The 1,435-nt window shown below is 69.1% G+C and carries 2 protein-coding genes; both read right to left on the reverse strand.

Features of this window, described 5'->3' with window-relative positions:
• A partial coding sequence (rfbD, locus tag ABE488_RS17680) for a dTDP-4-dehydrorhamnose reductase (RefSeq protein ID WP_346449703.1) occupies positions 1–794 on the reverse strand: 794 nt, incomplete at its 3' end.
• A complete protein-coding gene (gene rfbC / locus ABE488_RS17685; protein WP_346449704.1) occupies positions 791–1,348 on the reverse strand; it encodes a dTDP-4-dehydrorhamnose 3,5-epimerase in 558 nt (185 codons plus the stop codon). The genes rfbC and rfbD, both read right to left, overlap by 4 nt.
• Positions 1,349–1,435 lie beyond the last annotated feature (87 nt).

Below are 1,435 nucleotides of genomic sequence, written 5' to 3' on the forward strand. Positions count from 1 at the left end.
GCCGGACGCTTGGCGGGCGTCGGATAGTCGGCCGTCGTGATCGGCTCGACCGTCGGCGCACGTGCGATCAGACCACGTGCGAGCGCGCCTTCGAAGATCGCCTCGGCGAAGCCATGCCAGCTGGTTTCGCCGCGCGCGGTCAGGTGCCAGGTGCCGCGCCGCTTGCTGCCGTCCTGCAGCAATTGCGCGGTCACGTCGGCGATCAGCGCCGCCGGTGTGGGCGTGCCGACCTGGTCGGCGACCACGCGGAGCACATCGCGCTCGGCGCCCACGCGCAACATCGTGCGCAGGAAATTGTGGCCATGCGCTGCATAGACCCAGGCCGTGCGCAGAATCAGATGCTGCCCGCCGGCGGCCCGGATCGCCTCCTCGCCGGCCAACTTGCTGGCGCCGTAGACGCCCAGCGGCGCGGTGGCGTCGTCCGGCCGGTACGGGCGCGTGCCTTGGCCGTCGAACACGTAGTCGGTCGAGTAGTGCACCAGCGGCACGTCGTGCGCGGCGCACCAGCGTGCGATCGCACCCGGCGTCGTCGCGTTGGCGGCGAATGCGGCCTCCTGCTCGCTTTCGGCCTTGTCGACGGCGGTGTAGGCCGCCGCATTGACCACCCGCTCCGGCCGCGTGGCATCGAGCAGCGTCACGACGGCCTCGGCGTCGGCAAAGTCCGCCTGCAGGCACGGCGCGCCGTCGGCGAGCGTGCCGCTGCGCGTCGTGGCCTGGACTGCACCGAGCGGTGCGAGTGAGCGCAGCAGCTCGCGGCCGACCTGGCCGTTGGCGCCGAAGACCAGCGTGGTCATGCGCGCAGGTCCGGCAGCCGATCCTGAGCAATGTCGGCCAACAGCGGGGCCTGCGCATCCTTGTCCGACAGCAGCGGTGCGTCGATTGGCCATTCGACGCCGATCTGCGGATCGTCCCAGCGCACGCCGGCGTCGGCTTCCTTGACGTAGATGTCGGTACACAGGTAACTGAACAACGCCGTCTCCGACAGCACTGCGAAGCCATGCGCGAAGCCTTCTGGGATCCAGAACTGGCGCTTGTTCTCCGCGCTCAGCAGCACCCCGTCCCATTGCCCGAAGGTCGGCGAGCCGCGCCGGATGTCGACCGCCACGTCGAACACTTCGCCCTGGAGCACGCTGACCAGCTTGCCCTGCGGCCGCGGCCACTGGTAGTGCAGGCCACGCAGCACGCCCTTTGCGGACGAGGACACATTGCTCTGTACAAAGGTCGTGGGCAAGCCATGCTGGCCGAAGCGCGCCGCGTTCCAGGTCTCGAAGAAGAAACCGCGGGCATCGCCGAACACGGCAGGCTGGAGCACGACGGCACCGGGCAGCTTGGTTTCGATGATCTTCAACGCACCACTCCTCGGTTCACCAGGGTCTGCAGGTACTGGCCGTAGCCGTTCTTCGACAGCGGCTTGGCCAGCGCCAGCAGTTGCTCG

Source organism: Luteimonas sp. TWI662, from assembly GCF_039673825.1.
In the GTDB taxonomy this organism is placed as follows: Bacteria; Pseudomonadota; Gammaproteobacteria; order Xanthomonadales; family Xanthomonadaceae; genus Luteimonas.